General features: G+C 69.7%; 22 protein-coding genes and 1 rRNA gene. 11 read left to right on the top strand and 12 right to left on the bottom strand.

Features of this window, described 5'->3' with window-relative positions; all coding sequences use genetic code 11:
* A 5S ribosomal RNA gene (gene rrf / locus DEJ23_RS10230) occupies positions 1-106 on the top strand; the annotation flags it as partial.
* Positions 107-477: 371 nt separating this feature from the next.
* Here the strand turns inward: rrf and DEJ23_RS10225 are convergent.
* On the bottom strand, positions 478-2,928 hold the full coding sequence (locus DEJ23_RS10225) for an excinuclease ABC subunit UvrA (protein WP_111240159.1): 2,451 nt from the start codon (positions 2,926-2,928) through the stop codon (positions 478-480).
* Positions 2,929-3,040: 112 nt separating this feature from the next.
* On the opposite strand from DEJ23_RS10225, the gene DEJ23_RS10220 reads away from it, so the two are divergent.
* The 4 genes from DEJ23_RS10220 (at position 3,041) to DEJ23_RS10205 (ending at position 6,019) form a co-directional block, all read left to right on the top strand.
* Positions 3,041-3,877, top strand: coding sequence for a hypothetical protein (locus DEJ23_RS10220; RefSeq protein WP_111240158.1), 837 nt, complete (start codon positions 3,041-3,043; stop codon positions 3,875-3,877).
* Complete coding sequence (locus DEJ23_RS10215; protein WP_146240258.1) at positions 3,870-4,175, top strand: hypothetical protein; 306 nt, start codon at positions 3,870-3,872, stop codon at positions 4,173-4,175. The genes DEJ23_RS10220 and DEJ23_RS10215 overlap by 8 nt, the downstream gene beginning before the upstream one ends.
* A gap of 50 nt (positions 4,176-4,225) precedes the next feature.
* On the top strand, positions 4,226-5,008 hold the full coding sequence (locus DEJ23_RS10210; RefSeq protein ID WP_111240156.1) for a hypothetical protein: 783 nt from the start codon (positions 4,226-4,228) through the stop codon (positions 5,006-5,008).
* Positions 5,009-5,086: 78 nt separating this feature from the next.
* Entirely contained in the window at positions 5,087-6,019 is a 933-nt protein-coding gene (locus DEJ23_RS10205) for an NADP-dependent oxidoreductase (RefSeq protein WP_111240155.1), read from the top strand.
* 99 nt (positions 6,020-6,118) lie between these two features.
* On the opposite strand, the gene DEJ23_RS10200 is transcribed toward DEJ23_RS10205, so the two are convergent.
* Together DEJ23_RS10200 and DEJ23_RS10195 are read right to left on the bottom strand one after the other, a co-directional pair.
* Positions 6,119-7,219: a YncE family protein gene (locus DEJ23_RS10200; RefSeq protein ID WP_111240154.1), complete on the bottom strand. Its 1,101-nt coding sequence runs from the start codon at positions 7,217-7,219 to the stop codon at positions 6,119-6,121.
* Between the two features lie 117 nt (positions 7,220-7,336).
* Positions 7,337-7,942, bottom strand: coding sequence for a hypothetical protein (locus DEJ23_RS10195; protein ID WP_146240257.1), 606 nt, complete (start codon positions 7,940-7,942; stop codon positions 7,337-7,339).
* Positions 7,943-7,956: 14 nt separating this feature from the next.
* Here DEJ23_RS10195 and DEJ23_RS10190 point away from each other — a divergent pair, with 14 nt between their 5' ends.
* Positions 7,957-8,172, top strand: coding sequence for a DUF1653 domain-containing protein (locus DEJ23_RS10190; RefSeq protein ID WP_258375430.1), 216 nt, complete (start codon positions 7,957-7,959; stop codon positions 8,170-8,172).
* Between the two features lie 209 nt (positions 8,173-8,381).
* Entirely contained in the window at positions 8,382-8,843 is a 462-nt protein-coding gene (locus DEJ23_RS10185) for a DUF6998 domain-containing protein (protein WP_146240256.1), read from the top strand.
* 409 nt (positions 8,844-9,252) lie between these two features.
* On the opposite strand, the gene DEJ23_RS10180 is transcribed toward DEJ23_RS10185, so the two are convergent.
* From DEJ23_RS10180 to DEJ23_RS10170, 3 genes are all read right to left on the bottom strand, one after another.
* Positions 9,253-10,716: a hypothetical protein gene (locus tag DEJ23_RS10180; RefSeq protein WP_111240150.1), complete on the bottom strand. Its 1,464-nt coding sequence runs from the start codon at positions 10,714-10,716 to the stop codon at positions 9,253-9,255.
* On the bottom strand, positions 10,709-11,701 hold the full coding sequence (locus tag DEJ23_RS10175) for a hypothetical protein (protein WP_220034213.1): 993 nt from the start codon (positions 11,699-11,701) through the stop codon (positions 10,709-10,711). The genes DEJ23_RS10180 and DEJ23_RS10175 overlap by 8 nt, the downstream gene beginning before the upstream one ends.
* 113 nt (positions 11,702-11,814) lie before the next feature.
* Positions 11,815-13,914, bottom strand: a complete 2,100-nt coding sequence (locus tag DEJ23_RS10170) for a nuclease-related domain-containing DEAD/DEAH box helicase (protein ID WP_111240149.1) — start codon at positions 13,912-13,914, stop codon at positions 11,815-11,817.
* Between the two features lie 211 nt (positions 13,915-14,125).
* Between DEJ23_RS10170 and DEJ23_RS10165 the strand changes: the two genes are divergently transcribed.
* Entirely contained in the window at positions 14,126-14,446 is a 321-nt protein-coding gene (locus tag DEJ23_RS10165) for a nucleotide pyrophosphohydrolase (RefSeq protein ID WP_111240148.1), read from the top strand.
* The gene (locus DEJ23_RS10160; protein WP_111240147.1) at positions 14,433-16,163 is read left to right on the top strand and encodes a DUF2075 domain-containing protein; all 1,731 of its coding nucleotides are present in this window, start codon (positions 14,433-14,435) and stop codon (positions 16,161-16,163) included. The genes DEJ23_RS10165 and DEJ23_RS10160 overlap by 14 nt, the downstream gene beginning before the upstream one ends.
* A gap of 55 nt (positions 16,164-16,218) precedes the next feature.
* On the opposite strand, the gene DEJ23_RS10155 is transcribed toward DEJ23_RS10160, so the two are convergent.
* Complete coding sequence (locus DEJ23_RS10155) at positions 16,219-16,458, bottom strand: BRCT domain-containing protein (protein WP_146240255.1); 240 nt, start codon at positions 16,456-16,458, stop codon at positions 16,219-16,221.
* A gap of 306 nt (positions 16,459-16,764) precedes the next feature.
* Here DEJ23_RS10155 and DEJ23_RS10150 point away from each other — a divergent pair, with 306 nt between their 5' ends.
* Positions 16,765-16,902 (top strand): DUF1653 domain-containing protein, encoded by a 138-nt coding sequence (locus tag DEJ23_RS10150; protein ID WP_220034212.1) that lies wholly within the window; start codon positions 16,765-16,767, stop codon positions 16,900-16,902.
* Between the two features lie 726 nt (positions 16,903-17,628).
* Here the strand turns inward: DEJ23_RS10150 and DEJ23_RS10145 are convergent.
* Genes DEJ23_RS10145 through DEJ23_RS15430 form a run of 3 tightly spaced genes read right to left on the bottom strand, consistent with a single transcriptional unit; the run spans position 17,629 to position 19,033 of the window.
* Entirely contained in the window at positions 17,629-18,243 is a 615-nt protein-coding gene (locus tag DEJ23_RS10145) for a hypothetical protein (protein WP_111240144.1), read from the bottom strand.
* Positions 18,240-18,815, bottom strand: a complete 576-nt coding sequence (locus DEJ23_RS15435) for a hypothetical protein (protein WP_146240254.1) — start codon at positions 18,813-18,815, stop codon at positions 18,240-18,242. The genes DEJ23_RS10145 and DEJ23_RS15435 overlap by 4 nt, the downstream gene beginning before the upstream one ends.
* Entirely contained in the window at positions 18,809-19,033 is a 225-nt protein-coding gene (locus DEJ23_RS15430; RefSeq protein WP_146240253.1) for a hypothetical protein, read from the bottom strand. Before DEJ23_RS15430 ends, DEJ23_RS15435 begins: the two co-directional genes overlap by 7 nt.
* 405 nt (positions 19,034-19,438) lie before the next feature.
* Here DEJ23_RS15430 and DEJ23_RS10125 point away from each other — a divergent pair, with 405 nt between their 5' ends.
* On the top strand, positions 19,439-22,927 hold the full coding sequence (locus tag DEJ23_RS10125) for a TM0106 family RecB-like putative nuclease (RefSeq protein ID WP_111240140.1): 3,489 nt from the start codon (positions 19,439-19,441) through the stop codon (positions 22,925-22,927).
* Positions 22,928-22,969: 42 nt separating this feature from the next.
* Here DEJ23_RS10125 and DEJ23_RS10120 read toward each other — a convergent pair whose 3' ends face one another.
* Entirely contained in the window at positions 22,970-23,200 is a 231-nt protein-coding gene (locus DEJ23_RS10120; RefSeq protein WP_111240139.1) for a hypothetical protein, read from the bottom strand.
* A 37-nt stretch (positions 23,201-23,237) separates the two neighbouring features.
* Entirely contained in the window at positions 23,238-23,675 is a 438-nt protein-coding gene (locus tag DEJ23_RS10115; protein WP_111240138.1) for an SseB family protein, read from the bottom strand.
* Positions 23,676-23,796 lie beyond the last annotated feature (121 nt).

Genomic DNA, 23,796 nt, shown 5'->3' with positions numbered 1-23,796 from the left:
TAGCGAGAGGGAAACGCCCGGTCACATTCCGAACCCGGAAGCTAAGCCTCTCAGCGCCGATGGTACTGCAAGGGGGACCTTGTGGGAGAGTAGGACGCCGCCGGACTCAACCTTCGCAACACCAGGAAACCCCTGACCATCACTGGTCAGGGGTTTTCTGCGTTCGGGCTCGCTCTGCCGGACACAGCGCTCCGCTGTCGTCATTGTGGTGCTCCTGCGTCCGTCCGGCCCGGTCGTGCACGGGGAAGGCGGAACGGTCGGCGCCGTGACGATCATGGTCCGCGCGATACGGGTTCGGCGAACCGGGATCGTCACCCGCCCCGGCAAGGACCGCGGTCCGCCACACGACCGGACGCAGGGGGTTGCGGTGTCCCGGTGCGGCGGCGGACGGGAGGCGCGGGTCGGGCTGGTGCCGGGCTTCCCGTCCGTCGGCGTGACGCGACCGTCTCGGTGATCCCGACGACGGGGCTGCCCCCGTCAGGACCCGAGTGCTGTCCGCAGGTACGGCGCGGTCCGGCTCGCGGCGGATGCCGCGACCTCGGTCGGCGTCCCCGCTGCGACGACGCGGCCGCCCTCGTCGCCGCCCGCCGGACCCATGTCGATGACGTGGTCCGCCTGGGCCACGACCGACATCACGTGCTCGACCACGACGACGGTGTTGCCCGCGTCGGTCAGACGCTGGAGTTGCTCCGTGAGGAGCTCGACGTCCGCCGGGTGCAGGCCCGTCGTCGGCTCGTCGAGCAAGTAGAGCGTGTGCCCGCTCCGCGCACGCTGGAGTTCGGTGGCGAGCTTGATGCGCTGGGCCTCGCCGCCGGAGAGCTCCGGAGCGGGCTGCCCGAGCCGGAGGTAGCCGAGGCCGACGCTGCGGAGGGCGTCGAGGGCGCGGGCGGCGGCGGGCAGGTCGGCGAGAGCCTCGCTGGCGTCGTCGACGGTCATGGCGAGGACGTCGGCGATCGTCGAGCCGTTCCGACGGACCTCGAGCGTCTCGGCGTTGTACCGCGCGCCGTGGCACTCCGGGCACGGAGCCCAGCTGCCGGGGAGGAACAGGAGCTCGACGGAGACCGAGCCCTCGCCCTGGCAGACCTCGCACCGGCCGCCCTCGACGTTGAACGAGAAGCGTCCTGCGGTCCAGCCGCGAGTGCAGGCGTCGTCCGTCGCTGCGAAGGCCTGGCGGACGGCGTCGAACATGCCCGTGTAGGTCGCGAGGTTCGAGCGGGGCGTGCGGCCGATCGGCTTCTGGTCGACCTCGAACACGCGGCTGACGATCGGGTGGTGCGTCGCGACCTCGGGGAGGACGCCGCCGACGAGCGAGGACTTGCCGGAGCCGGAGACGCCCGTCACGGCGGTCATCACGCCGAGGGGCAGGTCGACGTCGAGGCCGCCGCCGGTCGCTCCGCGTTCGGTCGCGCCGCGCAGGTTGTGCAGCGTCACGTCGCGGAGTTTGAGCGTGCCGACCGGCTGGCGCTGTTCGTGCACGACGGGCTCGGTGCGGGGCTGGAGGTAGCGCCGGGTCACGCTCTCCGACACCTCGGCGAGCCCCTCGGGCGGCCCGCTGTAGAGCACGCGTCCACCACCCGAGCCGGCACCCGGGCCGACGTCGACGATCCAGTCCGCCCGCCGGACGATGTCCATGTCGTGCTCGACCACGAAGACGCTGTTGCCGCTCGCGCGGAGGTCGTCGAGGACCTGCACGAGGGACTCCGAGTCGGCCGGGTGCAGGCCGGCGCTCGGTTCGTCGAGCACGTAGACCACGCCGAAGAGCCCCGACCGGAGCTGCGTCGCGATCCGCAGGCGCTGCGTCTCACCGGGGGAGAGCGTCGGCGTCGCCCGGTCGAGCCCGAGGTACCCGAGGCCGAGTCCGACGAGCACCTCGACGCGACTGCGTAGGTCGTGAGCGATCGACTGCGCCACCTCGGACCGCTCGCCGGACGTGACGCGGGACGTCGCCGGCTCGGGGTGCGTCAGCGTCGCGGCTGGGCGGAGGACCTCGGCGACCTCGGAGAGCGGCAGCGCGTTGAACTCGGCGATGTTCAACCCGCCGAACGTCACGGCGAGAGCCGCACGGGTCAGGCCGGAGCCGTGGCAGAGCTGGCACGGGCCGGACTCGACGAAGCGCAGGGCCTTGTTCCGCTGCGTCTCGCTCTGCGAGTCGGCGAGGGTGTGCAGCGTGTACTGCCGGGCGCTCCAGAAGCGTCCCTTGTACGGCTTCGCCACGCGGTCGCGCTTCGGGTGGACCTCGACGACGGGCTGCTCCTCGGTGAAGAGGAGCCAGTCCCGGTCCTCCCGCGGGAGCTCGCGCCACGGCCGGTCGATGTCGTAGCCGAGGACCGCCGTCACGTCGCGGAGGTTCTTGCCCTGCCAGGCGCCGGGCCACGCGGTGATCGCGCCCTCGCGGATGGACAGCGACGGGTCGTGCACCGCCGAGGCCTCGGTCACCTCGTGTGCGGTGCCGAGGCCGTGGCAGCGCGGGCACGCCCCGACGACGGTGTTCGGTGAGAACGAGTCGGAGTACAGCTGCTCCGCGCCCTCCGGGTAGGTGCCGGCGCGGGAGTAGAGCATGCGGACCGAGTTGCTCAGCGTCGTCAGCGTGCCGACGGTCGAGCGGGTGCTCGGGGCTCCGCGGGGCTGCTGCAGGGCGACGGCCGGGGGCAGGCCCGTGATCTCGTCGACGTGCGGGGTCGAGCCCTGCGCGATGAGCCGCCGGGCGTACGGGGCGACGGACTCGAGGAAGCGGCGCTGGGCCTCGGCGAAGACCGTGCCGAAGGCCAGGCTCGACTTGCCGGAGCCGGAGACACCCGTGAAGGCGACGATGCGGTCGCGGGGGATGTCCACGTCGACGTCCTGCAGGTTGTGCTCGCGGGCGCCGCGGACGCGGATGAACCCGTCGGACGACGGTGGCTGGTCGGCAGGGTGGAGCGAGGCGGGCATCCGTTCGAGCGTAGGCGGATCGGCCGTGCGCCGTTCCGGACGGGAGGCGCGGGCGTGCTGGTCACGTGCCTCCCGGCCGGTCGGTACGGTGGTCGTGGGGAACGGGGGATCGATGGTCGACGACGACGCGTGGTCGCCGCCGAGGCGGCGGAACGGCATCTGGTGGATCGTGGCGAGCGGGCTGTTGCTGCCCGCGGGATGGATCGCGTGGCTGCTCGTCGCGCTCGCCGGGTACAACGGGGTCGACGACTCGGACCAGTCGCTGGCGGCGCAGACGACGGGGAGCCTCGTCGTCACGCTCGTGTGTGCGGGGGTGCCGCTCGCCGGGGTGATCCTGCTGCTCGGGCAGCGACGGCGCGACCGGTCGGTGACGCTGGTCGGGCCGGTGGCGTGTGCGGTGTTCGTGGTCCTCGCGGTCGGGACACTCGGGTACCCCACAGCGCGCGTGGCGCAGAGCTGGGCGGCGGACGAGCACCAGCGTGCGCAGCCGCCGACCGCACTCGAGACGAGTCGGACGCAGGTGCAGGTGGAGCAGGACCTGGCGGAGGTCGGCCAGCGAGCCGTGCGCGCGCTGGGCGAGGACGTGCCCGCTGGGGAGGTCCTCCGGTACACGCGTGAGTGTCCACTGTCGAACCTGCAGCGGGGCACGCGGTACACGTGGGAGTGGTCCGTGACGTCTGTGCCGGAGGGCGAGCCGCGGTCGGAGGACGAGCGGGAAGCCGACGAACTGCCGGCGGACGAGGTCGAGCGTCGGGTGGCTCCGGTGCGCGAGGTGTTCCGCGACGCCGGGCTCCGCGACGCCGACCCGTACGGCTGGGACGTCCGCGGGCTCGGGGACGGATGGTTGGCGGAGGCGTACGCCGGCGTGACGAAGGTCTCCGGTGACGTGTCGCTCGAGACGCGGTGCTTCGCGGGTGGGCCCGGCGACGGGATCGGCGACGATGAGTGAGCCGCGTCCGGCGGGCGCCCCTCGTCGCCGGGCTCCGATCGGCGTCCGGGTCGCGCTCGCGGTGGCGGCGGCGTGCACCGCGTACGAGGTGCTCGCAGGGGCGCTCGTCGAGTGGACCGGGCTCGGCTTCCTGCCGCTGCTGCTCGTGCCGCCGCTGTACATCGTGGCGATCCTGCTGCTGATCTGGGTCGGTCAGCAGGGGTTCCGGCTGGCGAGGACCCTCGCGATCGTCGTGGGGATCGTGCTCGCCGTGTCGCTGCCGGTCGCGGTCATCGTGGCGATGGCGACATGGGACTGATCCCGCGGTCACCGGAGCGACCCGGGGGAGCCGACGCACGAGGAGGACGCATGGACGACGACGATCGGGCGGAGTGGACACCGCAGCGCGCGCCCCGCGGTGCGTGGATCGCCGGCAGTGTCCTCGCGTTCCTCGTCGGGTGGCTCGTCATCATCTGGGCCATCGCGACGACCGCGGCCCCGACCGTCGAGGAACGGGCCGACGTCCACGACCTCGCAGCGGCCTTCACCGTCGCCTGCTCGATCGCCGTCCTCGTCCCAGCAGCCGCGATCGTGTCCCTGTCGATCGGTGCACGACGCGGACGGACCGGCGCCGCCGCCGGTGTCGCCGTGTGCTTCGGGTTGCTCGCGATCGCCCTCTTGACGATGGTCCCCCTGGCCTTGCTGTCGATCGGCGAAGCCCGGGCGGACACGGCTCGCCGAGCGCAGCCGCCGACGGCGCTCGAGACCAGCCGGACGCCTGAGCGCGCTGAGGCTGAGCTCGTCGGCCTCGGGGCGCGGGTCGTCGGCGCTCTGGGCGCGGATGCCCCGAGTGACGATCAAGTGAGCGTGGACGTGCGGCCCTGCGTCCTGGACAACTTCGCTGACGGCGTCCTGGTCCACTACATCTGGCGAGGCGCCGCAGCCGACGAGTGGGACGACACACCGGTCGGTCAGGACGGGCCGGCCACACCGGCGGTGCGGTTCCTCGAGGGCGAGGGCTTCGAGGTCACCCGTGCGTTCCCTGGTGGCGGAGCAGCTCTGCTCGACCGTGATCAGCACATCTCGGCCGACGTGTACAGCGCTGGGAGGATCGTGCTGCGTTCGCCGTGCGTGGTCGACACCGACGGGTGAGGGATCCCACGCGCTGGGATGTTCCGTCCTGCAACGTCCGCTGAGTCCGTCCGGTCTGCCGCGGGTAGACCGGAAGGCATGAAGGTCGTCGGAGTCGAAACGTTCGGAGGGCCAGACGCCCTCGCCGTCCACGAGGTCCCGGAGCCGCACGCCGGCGAAGGAACCGTCCGCATCCGGGTGCAGGCGTTCGCCGTGAACCCCACCGACACCGGTGTGCGGGCGGGCCAGCGGGACTCGTCGAAGGCCTCGCCGCCGTACGTGCCGGGCATGGACGCCGCCGGGGTGATCGACGAGGTCGGATCCGGGGTCGACGGCTGGGGCGTTGGCGACCAGGTCATGGCGATGGCCCTGCCGCTGTCGGAGCACGGTGGGGCGTACGTCGAGTACCTCGTCGCACCGGTCGGCTCCTTCACGCGGATCCCGGCGGGCCTGTCGATCGAAGAGGCAGCGACCGTCCCGATGAACGGGCTCACCGCGCTGCAGATCCTGGCGCGGGCTTCGTTGTCGCAGGGTGGCACCCTCGCCGTGACCGGTGCCGCGGGGCTGCTCGGGAACTACGTCGTGCAGCTCGCGGAGCAGCGGGGCATCACGGTCATCGCCGACGCCGCGCCCAAGGACGAGGACCTCGTGCGCTCCCTCGGGCCGGACCACATGGTGCGGCGCGGCGACGGGTTCGCGGCAGCCGTGCGGGGCATCGTGCCGGACGGGGTCGACGCGCTCGCCGACGCTGCGGTGCAGCGGGACGAGGTCGTCGACGCGGTGCGGGACGGCGGGTTCTTCGCGGACGTGCGGGGCTGGGAGGGCAACGGGGCTCGCGACATCCGGTTCGAGCAGATCATGGTGTTCTCGGAGTACACGTCGTTCGACCTGCTCGAGGAGCTGCGGCAGGCGGTGGAGGACGGCATCCTCACGCCGCGGGTGGCCGAGGTGCTACCCGCGTCGCGCGCGACGGAGGCGCACGAGCGGCTCGAGGCCGGCGGAACGCGGGGGCGGTTCGTGCTCACCTGGTGAGCGCGAGTCGCTGACGCGACCACCGTTCGGAAGAAGCCCTGGACGGGAGGCGCGGTGCCAGCTGGCACCGCGCCTCCCGTCCGTCATGTGGTCGCGACGTCAGCCGCGGTCCGCGGCACTCGACGTGAACGCGTCGCGGGGGATGATCTGCAGCTCGGAGTCGGCGTACCCGCCGACGTAGAGTGTGCCGTCCTCCGGGTCGCGGTCGAACGACACCGGGTTCCGCACGGTCGGCACCGTCGCGTCGAGCTGCGGGCTGCCGTCCGACCGCAGCGACAGCTCCGCGATCTTGTTCGTGTCCGACAGTGCGGCGTAGATCGTGCCCGATGCAGCGTCGGCCTCGATCCAGAAGGCTCGGCCGGGCACGTCGACGCTGCCGAGCTTCTTCGGGTCGCCGCCGATGTCGTACGTGATGACGGCGTTGCCGCGCACGTCGCAGACCGCGACCCGGTCGTCGCCGATCGGGACGACGTGGCTGGGGCCCTCGCCGGCGGGCAGGGCAGCGACCAACTCCATGCTCTCCGCGTCGAAGACGAACAGCAGGTTCGCGCGGACGTCCACCGCGGCCACTCGATCGCCGACCGCGGTGATGCCGCCGGGCTGCGTGGGCTGGGTGAACCGCTTGACGACCTCGCCGTCGCGGATCGCGCGGACGGCGTGGCCGTGCTCCTCGGAGACGAAGGTGGTGTCGCCCACCCGGACCGCCTGGTGCGGCTGCTCACCGGCGGGTGTCGAGGACGTGACCTCAAGCGACGGCAGCGCGAGCTCGTACAGCTCGCCCGTGTCCTCGGCGGGGAGCAGCAGGGGGCCGTCCAGGCCGGCGAGGTCCATCATGCGGGCGGCGCCGGGCACGTCCTTGCCGGTCACGTCACCGGACTCGGTGTCGTACACGGCGAAGCGCTGCTGCTTCCGGGCGGCGAGGTAGACCTGGCCGACGGACGGGGCGACGGCGACACCCCACGGGTGGGTGTCCTCGGGCAGGTCGACGACCTGGCCGACCGGGGTCTGCTCCGGTTCCGGTGCTTCGCCGGGTTCGGCGGGACCGGAGAGCGGTGCGCCCTGGTAGCCCGTCGGGGCCGGCTCCGAGGGCTCGGCCGTCGGGTCCGACGAGGTGCTCGAGCAGCCGGCGAGAACGGCGACCGTCGCGAGGGAGGTCACGATCGCGGCGGAGCGCCGGAGGCGTGTGCGTGGGGTCGTCATCGAGGCCCTGTCTGTTCGGCCGGTCGCGTGGTGGGGCGCGGCAGCGGCGGTCGGCGGGTGGGAGGGGCCATGGTAGGCCGGTGCGGTCGATGGCGTCGGGGAGCAGAGCTCGCGCTCCTACGTTGCGTCGGTGCCGAGTGCTTCGAGGTAGTGACGAACGCGCACGAGGCTGCGACGCAGCAGCACGATCGCGATCGCGCCGGTGACGATCAACACCGCGATGAGGACGATCCGGAACCACGCCAACGAATCCGCGGACGCGAGGCTGATGACCTGCGACCCGATGATCCCGCAGTAGAGGAGGACGAACTGCGCCGTCGCGAGTGGGAGGGTGACGGCGAGCACTCGTGCGTGACCGGCGGCACGTGGTTCGAGCTCAGGGGCAACCGGCGCTCCCGACTGGATCGCCCGCTGGACGCCGCGCTTTTCGGCGACATCGAGTCCCGCGGTCGGTGCGCTCGTGAGGTTCCTCATCCGGAACTGCGTCACCATCGTCGATAGCGCTGCGCCAAGGCCGCCGACCGCCATCGCGCCGCCCAGGGTGAGGAGGAACACCTCGATCGGCCGCCCGCCGAAGCTCAGCCAGATCCCGATCGCGGCGCCGGCTACGGCGCCGGCCAGCGCGATCCAGGTCGCCCGGCGTGCGGCTCGACGGACGGCCTCGTGCAGTTGTGGATCCACAGCGGCAACAGTACGGCTCGCTTCGCGACAGCGACCGTGCAACTAGCATCGGCCGCGTGAGCAACGATGTGGCCCCTGGGCGGTACCGGCACTTCAAGGGCGGGGAGTACGAGGTGGTCCTCGTGGCGAAGGACGTCGAGACCGAGGAGTCGGTCGTCGTGTACCAGGCGCTGTACGGGGAGCGTGGGCACTGGGTGCGGTCGCTCGAGGACTTCACGTCGCACGTGTCCCGCGACGGCTACGAGGGTCCGCGCTTCATCCGTCAGCACTGACTGTCGTCGTCCGGGGACGTCGCCCCTGACGGCGCCGTCACCACCGATCTAACGACGGCGGTGGACCGGTGACGGACGGGAGGCGCGGTGCTGGCCGGTGCCGTTCCTCCAGTCCGACCGTGGTCGCCTCGTAGGCTCGGCGCATGTCCGTCCACCGACCACCCTTCGATCCGGCCGCCCTGACGGTGCGGCAGCTCCTCGCCTCCTCTGTGGCGGTCATCGACGAGCTGCTGCGGCGCGGGTTGATCCGGACGCGGAACTCGCCGCTCGGAGACCTCGCGGAGAGCCTCGCGCTCCGCGCGTACGGCGGCGAGCTCGCGCCGAACTCAGAGAAGAGCTTCGACCTGTGGGTTGCTGACGGGCGGCGGCTGCAGGTGAAGGCGCGACTCGTGCGGTTCGGCGACAAGCGGTCGCAGACGTTCTCGGCGTTCCGGTCGTGGGATTTCGACGCCGCGTTGTTCCTGCTGTTCGATGCGACGACCTACGACCTCTCGTGGGCCCGCGAGGTCGACAGGTCGGAGACCGAGGCACTCGGACGGCGCGTGGAGCACACGAACTCGTACGCGATCCTGGTACGGCGAGTGCAAGGGGCTGGCATCGACGTCACCGATCAGGTAACGGCAGCGTACGAGGGGATCGACGGTCCTGTGGACGACCACGCCGTGGTCTGAGAGCGACTGATCCGCGACGCCGCGGCTATCCGCCCGGCCCGACCGCGGCCAGCTGACGGACGGCAGATCCGGTGCCGGCTGGCACCGAGCCTCCCGTTCGTCCTCACACTGCCGCGTCGTGAGCTCGCGAGCACTGCGCTGCTCGTGCAGCGCAGTGCCGTCAGAGGCGTCGATGCGTGCACGATGTTCAGCGGAGGATCCGAGCGCCGGATCAGAGCTCGTTCGGTGGCACTGAGGCGGGTGCCAAATACACGGAGGTGGGGCCACACCTTGAGTCCGAGGCGATCCTCCATCCAAGCGGACATGCACTCGCCGTCGTCCGGGTGCAGTGAGGAGCCCCTAGACGCGTAGTCCGTGGCGCGACCCATCGGGAGCTGCGCTGTTGTACTGCGGTGCCGTCTTCGAAACGTCAGTCGAGGAAGTACGCCGCCGACTTCTCATCGGAGTCGAGGATGTCTGACGGGGATACGCCGACGTGTTCCGCGAGCGCGATCGAACCTGCGAGCGCGACCTCGACCTCCGGCTCGAACGCGCGGTCGAGGACTTCAACGTACGTCGACGTTGCCGACCTGATCTCGTCGACCAGGAGTGCCTGCTCTCGGGAGAGCCGTTCACCGAGCGCTCGTTGCTCGTCGGCGTACTGCTCGAGCAGCCTCGCTTCTTGCTGAGCCAGCGAGTCGGCCACCGTCTTGTACATCACGGTGCCCACCGTGTTGCCGAGTACGGCGCCGAGGATCGGGATCGGGATGAGCGCCTGACCGACGAGTGAGGAAACCGTGCTGACGGCCGCGTCCAGCGAGACCATTTCAGCTCGCTCGATGAAGTCCACCTCCGTGAGCGCTCCGGCGCGGAACTCGTTCGCCAACTCGGCGATGCCGAAGCTTGCTGTGACGAGCGAACTCGCCACAGCGGCGGGCGCCGCGGCGAGGTTGGTCAAGGTGTACACGCTCGCACCGCGAACGCCGCCCTTCACCACGCCGATTCCCGACTCCTCGAGGACCTCAACCCAGTCCTTCGGGGAGAACTGTGCAATCGGCTTCCCGGCACGGCGCTTCGCGACGACCGCCAGGACGAAGGTAGTGGCTCCTTCGACAGCACCAGCGGCGACTGTGACCTTCGCGCCCTCGCTCAAGGACGCCCTTGCTGCGGCGGAAGCGGCAGCACGCTGTGATCGACCTGTTTCGCGCAGTGAATCCTTCTCGCCCTCGAGCGTTGCGGCGTACTCGCCCCGCTGAACGTCCGCGTATTCGAGTCTGGAGGGTTCGAGAGAGTCGATGCTGGCGCGTCCTGTGCCGAAGAACGCCTGGACGCGCTGCCAGTCCTTGAACGACGGCCCATCGCCCGCCCCAGAAACGAGTCTGCTGGCGTCCGCTGCCGGCATGTCGTGCAGCAGGCGGATCCTCGCGTAGTGATCCGCGGGGACCTGGTACTTCCCACCGTTCCGGATGAAGTCGGGGTACCTGTCAAGGTGCTCCCCGATCGCCCCGAGACCGAGGCGACCACCGGCCGCCACGAACTTCTGCTGAATCTCGACGCCCTGCCGGAGCAGATCGACCGGGCCGTTGTCGTTGACCCACTCGTAGACTCGCTCGTCCCCGTTGATGCGGGCGCGAGCATTGCTGACGCCAACCTCGGCGACCTCCGCAATGAAGCCGTGCATCCCCTTCACCCCGCCCCGATTGCGAGCGACGACTTCGAGGTCGATGCTCCGTAGCGCTGCGTCGACCGTCTTGAGCGCCGCTGCGAGGTCGTCCCCGTGGCGTGCCAGGCGATCGAACAGCGAGTCGAGGCGGAGTTCGTTCAGGTGGTTCACCCACGCGGCGACGGCCTGTTCCTGCGTGCGCTTCGCAGTGTCAGCGGCTCGCTCAGTCATCAACGGAACGCGGGACGATCCTTGTCCCGAGAAGGGCCGCGCACGACGTTGCCGTGTTGACGAGCGCTGCGAGACATGACTGATCAGCCTGCGACAGCGCGGCGAAGTCCGCGCCGAACGCTCCGAGCGAGCGCGTGTAGTTGTCGCGGAGGAGTTCGCGGATCGATGTGCTGCGGTCGAGGAGGTCCTCGATCTGCACCTCGAGCGCCCGAACGGCCGCTGTGTTCTCCTGGAGTGCCAGCAACGCCTGGTGCTTCGCTTCCCGCGTCTCTGACTTCTTCTTTGTGAAGAGCACGATCGAGGTGAGGAGTGCGGCCCCGGCAACGGTCCAACCAATCGGACCCGCTAGTGCGAGGAGCGCTCCGCCCATCGCGGTGCCACCCCCGCCAGCCGCGAGGGCTCCGCCGCCCAGCCAGGCGAGTGCCGCATTGGTGGCCGCAGCACCCGAAAGCGTCGAGATCGCAGTCCCGGTGGAGGCAGCACCGAAGGTGGTCGCGGTCCACATCGCTGCTGCAGGCGCCAGGCTCGCGACGGCAGCTCCGGCGCTGATGCCGGCGCCCGCTCGGAGCGCCGACGCCCTCGCTGCTTCGAGGTCCTTCCGCGCGAACTCCTCGGCGTTGAGGAACGCAGTCCGGTTCAACTCGACCCCCTCGAAGGCCGCCCCGAAGGACTTGGGAGTGTTGGCAATGCTGTTGACGACGTGCTCGACGAGTTCGAGGAGGTCCACCGAACGCTCACGCTGCCGGAGGAGTGCGAGACCCTTATCCGTCATCGACGTGTGGGCGGCGTTGTAGTCGACGGTGGCACGCTCGTACGGATCTTCTTCCGGGGTGATCCGAGCTTCGATGGCCTCCTCGGCTGATCCTCTCCAAGACCGCGCCTGGCTGGCCACGCGGGACGAGGTGTCGCGCGCGGCCTGACCCACGGTGTCGAGGGTTCTGGAAAGCCCCTGCTTCAACTTTTCGGGGTCGAATGGTTGCGCCAACATCACTCCTGCGTTCGGTTGGTCCGGATCATCGAGAAGGTAGCGGAAACGAGAAGCATCCAGGACGGAGACGACGGCGCGGTAAAACCGATGACGCCCCACGAGCCCGTCGGTCAGCGGCTCGGGCGAGGCGTTCCGAGGGAGCCGACCCAGAGCCCGTCGCGCGCCCGCGTCATACCGACGTAGAGCTCGCGCCGGTCGAGCTCCCGACGCTCGCGGTCCGCGACGGACTCGGTCTCCGGGGCGTCGGCGATGAGCTTCGCCGGCACGTGCGGCAGGAGCACCTGCTTGAACTCAAGGCCCTTCGCCCGCTTGATCGTGCCGACGCGGATCTGGTCGGAGCTCTTGCCCGCGTAATCCTTCAGCGACACCGACGCCACACCCGCTCCGTCGAGCAGCGCCCGGACCTTGCCCGCCTGCAGGTTGGTGGCGGTGAGGATGCCGACGTCGCCTCGACCGGTGCCCACGAGTCGGAGGACCTGTTCGACGCGAGCGAGCAGCGCCGCGTCGTGGTCTGCTCGGTTCGTGAAGTGGTGCAGACCGGGTTCCTCGCCCGACCGGATGACGTCCGAGATCGCATCACCGACGCCGTCGACGCCCTCGATGTCGACGAACTGGTCGTCGGCCACCATCTGCTTGGCGAACTCGAGGATCTCGGCAGTGTTCCGGTGGTTCACGTCGAGGACGACTCCGCGTCCGGCGAGGCTGATGCCGACCTCGCCGAGGGTGTAGCCACCGGGGTAGATCGTCTGCTGGCCGTCGCCGATCAGGGTCAGCCCGTCGGGTCGATCGCCGACGAGCGCGTGCAGCAGCGACACCATCGCGCACGACAGGTCCTGGGCCTCGTCGACGATCGCCGCGTCGTAGCGGTCGAGGGGGAGCTCGCGCACCGCGTCGCGGGCGAGCAGCACCGTGTCCTCAAAGTCGCACACGCCCCGCTGCCGCAGGTTCGTCGTGTACGCCTCGTAGAGGTCCCACACTGCCAGCCGCACGTCGACGGGCAGCGCGTGCTTCCGCCCGACGCGCGCCAGGTCCGCGTACTCGTCGAAGTGCGTCAGTCCACGGCCCTTGATGACGTAGGCGATCTCGTCCTCCCAGTATCGGCGCGTAAAGCGAGCCGCCTTCAACGGACTGGAGGCGCTGATCACGTTCCATGCGTCGGAGAACGCGCGCTGCGCCTCCAGGGTGTCGACGCGGAACGCGACTCCGCGCTCCTTGAGGAGGCGGTTCGCGAAGGCATGGACGTTGACGAAGTCGACGCGGTCGACCATGTCGGGGGCGAGTCGCTCGAGCAGTGACTCGAGGACCGCGGGGAGGGTGCGGATGTAGGTGGTGAAGAGGACGCGACCGCCCGTCGCGCGCGCGAGGTAGGCGGCGCGGTGCAGGCCGACCACGGTCTTGCCGGTGCCCGCGGCGCCGCGGATGCGTGCTGGTCCGTTGAAGTTGCGGCGGACGAGCCGCGCCTGTGCGGGGTCGAGGAAGGCCATCCAGTCCTCGATGGGCGCTTCGAGGACGCCGTCGAGGAGCCGCTCGACGACCTCGTCGTCGAGCGGCTCGACCGGGGGAGTCTGCTGGCGTGGGAGGACCGGTGCGGGGACGACGAGCTGCGGCTGGGGCTCCGAGGTGCTGCCGATCACGGGGAAGTGCTGCAGGAGTGCAGCGAGGACCTGGTCGACGCGCTCCGAGGAGAGCCGGGCGCCGCGCTTCGTGATGTGACCGATGACGTCGTGGACGCCGAGGACGTCGACCGACGCGACCTGCGCGTGCATCCTCTTCTGGCCAGCCAGGGCTGCGATGGCGTGGACCTCGCCGGGCGCGAGCCCGATGTCGGTCAGGGCCGCTTCGGTCGAGTACGCGAGGTCGGCCAGGCGGGCGATGTCGTCGGTGACGTCCTCCTGGCCGCGGGTGATGCGGTCGTTGTGCACGGCGACGTCTCGCCAGGCCTTCGTGTCGACGATGAAGACGCCGGCGCGCCCGACGACGACCATGTCGACCTGCGCGGTGCGGCTGCCGGGCCAACGGCGGTCGGCGAGGAGGTGGTAGCCGATGCCGGCGAGTGGAGCGAGGACCTTTGCGGTCGCACTCTCGGTGCGCTCGGCGATCTCGAACCGCGCGGCACGTTGGTCGGCTTCGTCGGCGCGGCGGCGGTGTTCGGCTGCGAGGCCTCGTTGGCGGCGGGCTTCGGTGCCTGCCGATTCTCCGGCCATCGTCATGGTGCGTTCCCACGGGGATCTTGCTCGTGGCACCGGGCGTCTTCCCCTGGGCGTGCGGTGCTGAATCATCCTCGTGGTCGGGGCGAGGTGGGCGCGAGCACCTGTTCTGGGGTGTTCGCACTCGTGTCGGGCACTGCATCGCCACTCCGTTGCCATCGGTCGCGCGGCGAGGAGCTGCGTTCATGAACAGCCGCGCTGCTACCGTCGCAACATGGCGGACGAGGGACTTCAGGACGAGCTACGAGCGTTCGTGAGCGAGCGGGAATGGGGACAGTTCCATTCGGAGGCAAATCTCGCGAAGAGCATCTCGATCGAAGCCGCGGAACTGCTCGAGTGCTTCCAGTGGGACGACAACGGAGACCGGGAGCGCGTGCGACGCGAACTCGCCGATGTGCTCACGTACTGCTTCTTGCTCGCAGACCGCCTCGGCGCGTCGCCCGAAGAGCTGATGCGCGAGAAGCTCGCCATCACCAGGGACAAGTACCCGATCGAGCGATCGCGGGGACGGAGCACCAAGTATGACCAGCTTTGAGGTCGAGCGGCTTCCGTTGACGCGGCACCATCTCCGGTCGTGGCGACTGGATAACCGCCGTTTCGTCAACTGGCCGGTGGTCTACATCCTCGATGACGGGAAACGGGTGTACGTCGGCGAGACGTCGAATGCCGCCGTGCGGATGCGGCAGCACCTCGATTCCCCCGAACGCGGGACGCTGAAGGCAGTCCGCCTCGTCCTCGACGACACGTTCAACAAATCAGTCTGCCTCGATCTCGAGTCGCAGCTCATCGCCCTCCTCGCGGCGGACGAGAAGTTCACCGTTCTGAACAGTAACAAGGGGATCGTCGACGCCGATTACTACGACCGGACGAGGTATCGGGACACGTTCCAGGAGATCTTCGACGAACTCCGCAAGCAAGATGTCTTCACGCGCAGCCTTCCGGAGATTGAGAACCGCGAGCTCTTCAAGCTCTCGCCCTACAAGGCCTTGAACCAAGATCAGGCACTTGCGGTGGAGGACATCCTGGAGGGGCTCTTCGAGGACTGGGATCACGAAGCAGCGGCACCCATCACCGTGCAAGGAGACCCGGGGACTGGCAAGACGATCGTCGCCGTGTACCTGCTCAAGCTGCTGCGCGACCTCAGGCTCGGCAGGGACCTGGGGGAGGCGGAGAGCGACGTGCTCTTTGCTGACTTCTTCACCGAGGAAAACCATCATCGACTCGAAGATGCCCGCCTCGGACTCGTTGTTCCGCAGCAGGCGCTGCGGGCCTCTCTCAAGCGCGTGTTCGCGAAGACGCCGGGGCTCGACAAGACGATGGTCCTGACCCCGTTCGAGGTCGGGAAGAGTGACGAGCCGTGGGACCTGCTCGTCGTCGACGAGTCGCACCGCCTCAACCATCGCGCCAATCAAGCGTCCGGCATGCAGAACAAGAGCTTCGGGGAGATCAACGAGAAGTTGTTTGGTGCGGACGCCGATCACTTGACCCAGGTGGACTGGATCCGAGCGCAGAGCCGTCACCAGATCTTCCTAATCGACGTGAACCAGAGTGTCCGGCCCGCTGACCTTCCGCAGCACACTCAGAAGGCGCTCATCGCTGAGGCCGACGCCGTGGACCGAAACTACCCGCTCCGGACGCAGATGCGCGTCCGAGGAGGGGCCGACTACGTGTCCTTCGCTCGGTCGCTGTTGAGCGCCATGCCGCGCAAGCGGGAGGATTTCGGCGATTACGACCTGCGGCTGTTCGACGACCTCGGCGAGATGCACGACGCGATCCGCACTCGAGAAACAGAGGTTGGGCTTTCCCGCCTCGTCGCGGGGTACGCGTGGGAATGGAAGAGCAAGAACGATCCCTGCGCCTACGACATCGAACTCGATGGGCAGCGCCTGCGGTGGAACCAGACGCAGAAGGACTGGATCACGTCTCCCGGTGCCATCGACCAGGTTGGGTCGATCCACACTGTGCAGGGATACGACCTCAACTACGCCGGCGTCATCATCGGTCCGGACGTGCGCTTCGATGAACGGGTCCAGCGCGTCGTGTTCGACCGTGCCAATTACTTCGACAAGAAGGGCATGGAGAACAACCCGCGTCTCGGCATCGAGTACTCAGACGACGATGTCCTCCGCTTCGTGAAGAACGTCTACAGCGTCCTGATGACGCGTGGCGTCCTCGGCACCTACCTGTACGTGGTTGATCCGGGGCTGCGTGAACGTGTACGGGCGGTCCTCCAGAACCGATCCGAACCCTGAGTGAAGGAGTTCCTCCCGCTACCGATCAGCCGTGGCGTTGATCGGCGTGAGCGTTTCAGGCTGCAGCATGCGCTATCGCAGCCTCGAGCGCGTCCTCGCTCGCGATCCGGATCCCGTACTGCGTCGCCTTCCGCGCCTTCCCAGAGAGGCTACTCACGTCGGCTGCGATGAGAAGGGTGGTCTTCTTGGTGACCGCTCGGGCCGTCCGGATGCCGAGCCGCGCCAGATCCGCCTCGATGGTGTCCCTCGGACGGCGCATCTCTCCGGTCAGGACGACGAGGCTCGAGCCGTCCAACTCGAGTTCCTGACCATCGTCAGGCTCCGATGACGGGGCCGTCTTCTTCGAAGGCGAACCCTGCATCGCGAGCGCGATGCTGGGTGCTCCGATGTCGAGCAGGGTGCCTACGGTCGCGATCTCGAGACCTTCTTCCTCGGTCAGGACGGCGTCCGACCAGGCCGCCGCGACGAGATCGGCGAAGTAGCGATCGTGTAGCGCAGACCGAAGACGACCACGGCTCCGCCGAGCACGATGAAGATCCGGGTCGCCGACGGCTGCGGGCGGCGGCCGCCGACGGGGGGGAGGAGTCCTACGATCGTTCGGGTGAGCAGCGATGTGACCGCTGGGCGGTACCGGTACTTCAAGGGCGGGGAGTACGAGGTGGTCCTCGTGGCGAGGGATGCCGAGACCGAGGAGCCGGTCGTCGTCTACCAGGCGCTCTACGGCGAACGTGGGCACTGAGTCCGTTCGCTCGCTGACTTCACGGCGCACGTGTCGTGCGACGGGTACGACGGCCCGCGATTCCTCCGTGTCTCTGGCTGATCGTCGCGGGTTGATCGTTCCCGGACGCTGACGCAGCGTTCGTCTTGGTTGAGTGCAACGCAACGGATCCCGAAGGGCGCCTCGGTCGTTGCAGCCGAAGGACCTCGAGGCCGAGGGAGCGCGAGCGTCACGATCACGAACCAGACGACGACCGTGTCACCGGTCTCACCCGTCGCGACTTCCGGCGATCGGGCTGGTGCAGCAGTGACGAGGCCGGGCAGGTGGACGGCTCGACCGGTTATGGACGAGGTCGCGACGGCGACGAAGCAGATGGTCGTGAGGACGATCGCGCTTCCGATCATCGATGTGAGCAGCGCGAGGCCCGCGCGGATAGCGATCACGGTCGGGACCCGCCCCTTGGCGTGAACCACCAGGAGGTGAAGCTCGCGCTCAGGGCGACGATGGCGGCCATACAGACCGCGCCGTTCAGCACATCGCCCGCCGCGAGCATGACGGCGAGGGGGATCGAGGCGATGACGAGCGGGGCAGTTCCGCGCTGTCGCTCGGGGAGCGCTCCGCTCCTCGCGATCGACCTGTCGCGCGTCTTCGGTCCTGCGTACGAGAGGACCCTCCTTCCATCGATCCGCAGTGCCTCCGGAGGTGGTTCTTGGGTTCTCGTTGTACGAGATGACCCGGGTGCGCCGCTCACATCAGGGCGCAGCTTGGCAGGGAGTCGGGCACCTCGACCGCTTCGAGATCGCTCGAAACGAGGACGGCGTGGATGGTGGGGCGGTCCCCGCCGACGATCACCGATCGGTCGTAGACGTCAGCGGTCACCGACCACCGACGATGGTCCGGGTACCAGCGCATTGGCCCGCGGCCGACGTCCACGGTGAGCTCAGCGACGTCGTCGCCCGTCGCTCGGACGAACCAGAGCTCTCGTCCGTCCGGTGGGAACACCCCCGCGAAGCCGGTCGCGGGGAGCGAGGTGTCCGCGTGCCCAGCCCAGAAGCCGAAGACGATGCTGTCCCGGCCGCCGTCGAGCGCACGGAGAAGCGGAGCGGCCACGGCCCAGGGGAGGTCGCCCGTCGCAGTCTCGATGTCGGGGTCCTTCGACAGGCAGTCAGCCCAGCGGACGTCCGGCGTCACGGGGCGACCGAGTGCCTGCGACCAACTCCGCGGTCGTGCTCCGTTCGACGTGACGGGGAAGAACACCCGCGCGTACGACGGGAACGCAGGCGCGTGGGCCCTGATCGTCCGGCTCGATGGCTCGACGCGACCGCGTTCCAGATCGGTCCACGCCTGCTGCTCCGGCGTCATGTCCGGAGCTCCGCGCGGAACCCGTAGGTTGCGGTGTCGAGGACGACGTCCGCCCCGGTGCTCACCTGCCAGTGGGCGTGCAGGACGACGAGGACGGCGCCGGCTTTCCTCAAGTCCGACCCCTGGAGCGCAAGGACGAAGCTGTCACCTTCCGAGCCGTTGTACCGACAGACGGGACTGTCATCGGTGCACGGCACCTCGAACCCCGAGTCGGACTGTGGTGGCGCGGTCTCGTCTCTCCGCTGGTCGTACATCACAGCGATGAGCTCGGCGGGGCGAGGCCCTGCGGTGAGCTCCAACTGCGCGAGGGGTCCTGTATGTACGCGCGGGAGCGAGGGCCAGAGTTCGGATTCGTCCGCGTCTGCGTCGTCCCAGCCGTCTTCCCGGAGCCATTCCCAGTCGACGGGCTGCAAGACAACGCCGCCCACTCGCAACTGCGGCGGCCCCGGGGGAGGAGCCTGCAGCTCGACCAGCGCGTCCTCGGGGCTGTGCTCGACAGGCGCGCACCCGGCGGAGACGAGAGCAAGAGTCGGGCCGAGCAGTCCGAGCGCAACCGTTCTGCGGCTCAGCACCCGAAGCGCTTCTCCGGGCTGGCGGTCGCCGTGGTGTACGTCCTGCCCGACTCGATCGAATAGTGCGAGGAGTACCCGCGGTAAGACTGCGTGCCCCAGCCTGAGCAACGCCAGTGCGGATGCGCGTCCTGCGAGTTGTTCGCGCCCGTTCGGGACGAGGTGTCGGACTTCATGGACTCCCAGATGACCCAACCCTTCTTCTGCAGGATGGTGGTCACGCCGACCTTCGAAACCGCGCGCTTGCACTTGGTCCGCCCGTGCACCGAGGCATCGCTCCCGCTCTTGTGGGCGTAGTCCGTCGTTCCACCACAGCCCGCGGGGCTGACCCCGCGCGTGCCGTTCTCGGCTCCGAGTGGTGCTGAGATCGCTGGCAGGTCCTCCAGAGATTCCCTCGAGGTCGCGACGCTCGATGCTGCCGCGGGGAGCGCATGAGCGACGAGCAGTGCGGCGGAGACGAAGACGGTCGCAGTGATGCGCACGTGGTGAGCAAGCATTTTTCCTCCAGTTGGGTTGGTCTGACTCGAACGTAACATCTGAAATGGCAGCTGTCCGCGCTCGCGAAAAGGCGAGCTGTCGGCCCCCACCCCTAGGCTCGGAGCGCACCAGACGACACCGGGGAGCCCATGCAGATCACCACCGACCGTCAGGTCCTGCTCAGCCCGAGCGACCTCAGCACGTGGGCGACCTGCGAGTGGGCGTTCCTCCGTCGCCTCGACGCCAAGCTCGGCCGCGGCGGCCTCCTGCCCGACGAACACGACAACATGCTCGAGCGCACCGGCCGCCTGGGGGACCAGCACGAGCTCGACTACCTCGACATCCTCAAGCAGACGCGCGATGTCATCGAGTTCGACCGACCCGCTCCGCGCGACTACAAGACAGCAGCGCAACAAGCGTTAGACGCCTTCAACAACGGCGCCGACGTCGTCTACCAACCGACCTTCCACGAGCCGCCCACCCCACAGCACCCGGGCTTCATCGGCTTCGCGGACTTCATCCTCCGCAACAACCAGGGCGAGTACGAGGTCTACGACACCAAGCTCGCCCGCCACGCCAAGATCAGCGCCCTGCTCCAACTCGCCGCGTACGCCGAGCAGATGCAGGCGCACGGCATTCCCACCGGCGAGCAGGTTCACCTCGTCCTCGGCGACCGGACGACGACGACGCACGACCTCGCCGACATCGCCCCGGTGTACCGCACGCAGCGTGCTGAGCTCGAACGGGTGATCGCCGAGCGGATGCAGGAGCACGAGGAGCTGCAGTGGGGCGACCCCCGCTACTCCAGCTGCGGCCGCTGCATTATCTGCCAGACCCAGGTGCAGCGGCACCGTGACCTGGTCCTCGTCGCCGGCATGCGCCTCGACCAGCGCACGAAGCTGATCCGGCAGGGGGTGCGGACGATCGACGACCTGGCGGATCGCACGGCGGCCGTGCCCGGCATGTCGCGATCCACGCAAGATCGGCTGGTGCGTCAGGCGCGCCTCCAGACCGAGACGGAAGCCGAGCAGCAAGCAAGTGACGCCAAGAAGGGAGCAGCCAAGCCCCGCTTCGAACTCCACGACCCCCGCGCCCTCGACGCGATCCCGGAGCCCGACCCGGGCGACGTCTTCTTCGACTTCGAGGGCGATCCCCTGCACACCGAGGACGGCGTGCACTGGGGCCTCGATTACCTGTTCGGCCTGGTCGACGACCGCGCCGAGTTCACCGCCTTCTGGGCGCACACCATCCGCGACGAGCGGCAGGCGCTGGTCGACTTCCTCGCCTTCGTCAAGGAACGTCGCGCGCAGCACCCGAGCATGCACGTCTACCACTACGCGGCGTACGAGCGGACGCACCTGCTGTCCCTCGCGGCCCGGCACGGCGTGGGGGAGGACGACGTCGACGACCTGCTCCGCGCGGGCGTCCTCGTCGACCTGTACCCGATCGTCCGCAAGGCCCTGGTCGTCGGCAGCCACAGCTACTCGATCAAGAAGGTCGAGCCGCTGTACATGGGCGAGGACCTCCGCCTGAGCGATGTCACGAACGCCGCCGACAGCATCACCGCGTACGTCGAGGCCATCGAGGAACTCCGCAACGGCAACCCCGCCACGGGTCAGCGCATGCTCGACCAGGTCGCCGACTACAACGCCTACGACTGCCGCTCCACGCTGCGGCTCCGCGACTGGCTGCTGTCGCTCCGGCCCCCGCGCACCGAGGAGCCGAGCGAGGAGCCGATCCTCCCGCCGATCCCCGTCGAGCGCGAGCCGAACCCCGTGTACACGGCGCTCGCCGCGCAGATCGCGGACGTCGACCCCCTCGACCGCGACGCCGACCAGACAGCCCTGGCGCTCGCCGCCGCCGCGATCGACTACCACCGCCGCGAGGCCAAGACCTTCTGGCAGGATCACTTCGACCGCCTCCGCAACCCCGTCGACGACTGGGCCGACACCCGCGACGTCCTCGTCGTCGAGCGCGCGTCCGTCGAGCGGGACTGGGACACGCTGCCGCGTGCCCGCTCGCAGTCACGAGAAATTCGCTTGTCGGGGACGCTCGCGCCCGGTTCGCGGATCCGGCCGGGAGGCACGCCTCACCTCGTCTACGACGACCCACTCCCGCCGTCGGTCACCGCTCCTGCGCCGGGTTCGAAGGGCGCGTCGGCTCGCGCGATCGTGCTGGAAGCGGCCGACAACGGCGACGCGTTCGAGGTCCTGGTGAAGGAGAGCCTGCCGGTCGGCGGCGGGGAGCCGCACTCCGACTTCCCGGTCGCCCTCGCGCCGGCCGCCCCGCCGCGGGCGAAGCCGCAGCCCGAGGCGATCGCCGAGTGGGGACAGGAGGTCCTCGACGCCCTGCCAGAGATGCTGCCCGATCCGGCGCTCGACCTGCTCCGTCGAGTGCCACCGCGCGGCCCGCTCGCTCCCGTGACCGGGGACGACACCGTCTCCGCGGTCGTCACGACACTGCTCGGGCTCGACCGGTCGTACCTGGCGATCCAGGGCCCTCCCGGCACGGGCAAGACCTACGTCGGGTCGAACGTCGTCGCCCGGCTCGTCCGCGAGCACGGCTGGCGCGTCGGCGTCGTCGGCCAGTCCCACGCGACCTCGGAGAACTTCCTGTCCTCGGTCGTCCGCGCCGGGGTACCCGCGGACCGCGTGGTGAAGGTGCCGAAGTCCGGTGCGACTGAGGACGAGCTCGAGGCCGCCGCGTGGACTCCGGTGAAGAACAACGCGGCCGTCTCGGCGTTCCTGGCGTCGTGCGCCGAGACCGGCACCGGGGGAGTCGTCGGCGGGACGGCGTGGACCTTCGCGAACGAGGGCACGATCCCGCGGCGCTCCCTCGACCTGCTCGTGGTCGACGAGGCCGGGCAGTTCTCGCTCGCGCCGACGATCGCCTCTTCGATCGCGGCGCAGCGCCTGCTGTTGCTCGGCGATCCGCAGCAGCTCCCGCAGGTGTCGCAGGGATCGCACCCGGAGCCGGTCGACCAATCGGCGCTCGGCTGGCTGGCGGACGGCGAGCACGTGCTCCCGCCGGAGTTCGGCTACTTCCTCGCGCACACGCGGCGCATGGAGCCCGCGCTGACCGCCTCGGTGTCGGGCCTGTCGTACGACGGGCAGCTGACGTCGATCGTGAGTGGGCGGCACCTCGACGACCTCGACCCGGGCGTCCACCCGGTGCCGGTCGTGCACAGCGGCAACACGACGTCGTCCGAGGAGGAAGCAGTCCGAGTCGTCGAACTCGCGCAGAGCCTGATCGGCCGCCGGTGGGTCGACGGCGAGGTCGAGCGCCCGTTGACCGACGAGGACGTCATCGTCGTCGCGCCGTACAACGCGCAGGGGGCCCTGATCCGCGAGGCCCTCGACCGCGCCGGACTCCGCGGCACCCAGGTCGGCACGGTCGACATGTTCCAGGGGCGCGAGGCCGTGGTGTCGATCACCTCGCTGGCGGCCTCGAGCGCGGCGGACATCCCGCGCGGCCTCGACTTCCTGCTCATGCCCAACCGGCTCAACGTGGCGCTGTCCCGGGCGCAGTGGGCGGCGTACCTCGTCTACTCGCCGGCGCTCACCACGGGGCTGCCGCCGTCGATCAGCGGGCTGTCGCTGCTGTCACGGTTCATCGAGCTGGTCGAGCCGCGCCGCTGACGATTCCGGTTCGCGATCGCCGCGGACCACGAACCGGGATCGTCAGCCGCGGATCGAGGTCAGCAGGTCGGCGATGCCCGCCGTCGCCAGGGTCGCGACACCCCAGACGACCGGCGCGACGAGCACGGCGCCGATCAGCAGCCCGAGCAGCGGTCCGGGCGACGGACGATCGGCAGCGGGCAGACGCCGCCGCCGCTGGACGAGAACGATCGCGACGACGGCGACCACCAGGACGTACACAGCAGCGACCGCGAGTGCGGTGAGTGTCAGCATCGAGAGCTCCTCCCCAGCTCGGTGCGAGAACGCCAGGCTAGCCCTGAGCGGGGTCCCCGTCGTCGGTGCCCTCGGCGGGGATCTCGCCGCGCATCTGCGCCCGGATCCCGGCGAGCACGTCGGCGTGCAGGAAGTTCGCCGCCTCGGCGCTGGTCGGGTCGACGACGATGCCGAACTCCTCGGGCACGGCGGTGACGAGCTCCGCCATCCGGACGGGACGGGCCTCGGTGCCGGGGACGCCCTCGGTGAGCTCGGCGGGGTCCGTGAAGACCGGCACGAACGGCAGGTCGCGGATCATCACGTGCGCGATGCTCCCGCCCTCCGGATCACCCGCGGGCTTCCACGGCACCCACGCGGCACTACCGAGGAACCCCTCGGCCGACGAGGCCATCCGGCGCCGGAGCGCTCCGGCGGGCGACTCGGTCCTGCCGGCACCGGGACCGAAGGCCGACCCGCTCGTGTCGTTGCTGCTCATGGGGTTCCCTCCGCCGTGGTGTGCCCGGCCATGCTCCCACGTGGGGCGACCGGATCCGAACGCACTCGGCGGCGACGGGTGCGGCGCACGGGGTGACCGGTGTGGCGGAGGTGCGCCGTGC

Origin of the sequence: Curtobacterium sp. MCSS17_008 (assembly GCF_003234185.1) — a bacterium.
Lineage (GTDB): Bacteria > Actinomycetota > Actinomycetes > Actinomycetales > Microbacteriaceae > Curtobacterium.
This window is presented reverse-complemented; position numbering and strand designations above follow the sequence as displayed.

Excerpts from the sequence above, each read along its gene's own strand:
- DEJ23_RS10205 (WP_111240155.1), top strand. The coding sequence starts at position 5,087 with ATGAAGGTCGTCGGAGTCGAAACGTTCGGAGGGCCAGACGCCCTCGCC.
- DEJ23_RS10145 (WP_111240144.1), bottom strand. The coding sequence starts at position 18,243 with ATGACGCCGGAGCAGCAGGCGTGGACCGATCTGGAACGCGGTCGCGTC.
- DEJ23_RS10165 (WP_111240148.1), top strand. The coding sequence starts at position 14,126 with ATGGCGGACGAGGGACTTCAGGACGAGCTACGAGCGTTCGTGAGCGAG.
- DEJ23_RS10220 (WP_111240158.1), top strand. The coding sequence starts at position 3,041 with ATGGTCGACGACGACGCGTGGTCGCCGCCGAGGCGGCGGAACGGCATC.
- DEJ23_RS10120 (WP_111240139.1), bottom strand. The coding sequence starts at position 23,200 with ATGCTGACACTCACCGCACTCGCGGTCGCTGCTGTGTACGTCCTGGTG.
- DEJ23_RS10225 (WP_111240159.1), bottom strand. The coding sequence starts at position 2,928 with ATGCCCGCCTCGCTCCACCCTGCCGACCAGCCACCGTCGTCCGACGGG.
- DEJ23_RS10125 (WP_111240140.1), top strand. The coding sequence starts at position 19,439 with ATGCAGATCACCACCGACCGTCAGGTCCTGCTCAGCCCGAGCGACCTC.
- DEJ23_RS10170 (WP_111240149.1), bottom strand. The coding sequence starts at position 13,914 with ATGACGATGGCCGGAGAATCGGCAGGCACCGAAGCCCGCCGCCAACGA.
- DEJ23_RS10180 (WP_111240150.1), bottom strand. The coding sequence starts at position 10,716 with ATGACTGAGCGAGCCGCTGACACTGCGAAGCGCACGCAGGAACAGGCC.
- DEJ23_RS10115 (WP_111240138.1), bottom strand. The coding sequence starts at position 23,675 with ATGAGCAGCAACGACACGAGCGGGTCGGCCTTCGGTCCCGGTGCCGGC.
- DEJ23_RS10215 (WP_146240258.1), top strand. The coding sequence starts at position 3,870 with ATGAGTGAGCCGCGTCCGGCGGGCGCCCCTCGTCGCCGGGCTCCGATC.
- DEJ23_RS10200 (WP_111240154.1), bottom strand. The coding sequence starts at position 7,219 with ATGACGACCCCACGCACACGCCTCCGGCGCTCCGCCGCGATCGTGACC.
- DEJ23_RS10210 (WP_111240156.1), top strand. The coding sequence starts at position 4,226 with ATGGACGACGACGATCGGGCGGAGTGGACACCGCAGCGCGCGCCCCGC.
- DEJ23_RS10160 (WP_111240147.1), top strand. The coding sequence starts at position 14,433 with ATGACCAGCTTTGAGGTCGAGCGGCTTCCGTTGACGCGGCACCATCTC.